Raw genomic sequence first — 594 nt, forward strand, 5'->3', positions numbered from 1 at the left:
TGGTAAAAGGTGTCAACTTTTTGGGTTTACGCGATGCAGGCAATCCGGTTGACGTTGCCAAACGCTACAACGATGAAGGCGCGGATGAATTGACCTTTTTGGACATTACTGCCTCCAGCGACAATCGCGATACTATTTTGCACGTTATTGAGGCAGTCGCATCACAAGTTTTTATTCCATTGACGGTCGGCGGCGGTGTGCGTACGGTTGCCGATATCCGTCGCCTGCTTAATGCCGGTGCCGATAAGGCCAGCATCAATACGGCCGCTGTAACCAATCCTGATTTGGTAAATGAAGCGGCCGGTTTTTTTGGTTCACAAGCGATTGTCGTTGCCGTGGATGCCAAAGCGGTCAACCCTGAAAATACCCGTTGGGAAATCTTTACCCACGGCGGACGTAATCCGACCGGTTTGGATGCGGTGGAATGGGCTGTCGAAATGCAGCGGCGCGGTGCGGGCTAGATTTTGCTGACCAGTATGGATCGGGACGGCACCAAGCAAGGTTTTAACCTGCCTTTGACACGCGCGGTCAGTGAAGCGGTCGATATTCCGGTCATTGCTTCCGGTGGCGTCGGTTCGGTACAACACTTGGTGG

General features: G+C 53.0%; 1 pseudogene. It reads left to right on the forward strand.

Annotation, left to right across the window (positions count from 1 at the left end):
* Positions 1-594, forward strand: a pseudogene (gene hisF / locus ACTHUR_RS16055) (imidazole glycerol phosphate synthase subunit HisF); the annotation flags it as partial.

The sequence above is a fragment of the Neisseria sp. P0021.S007 genome (assembly GCF_051956855.1).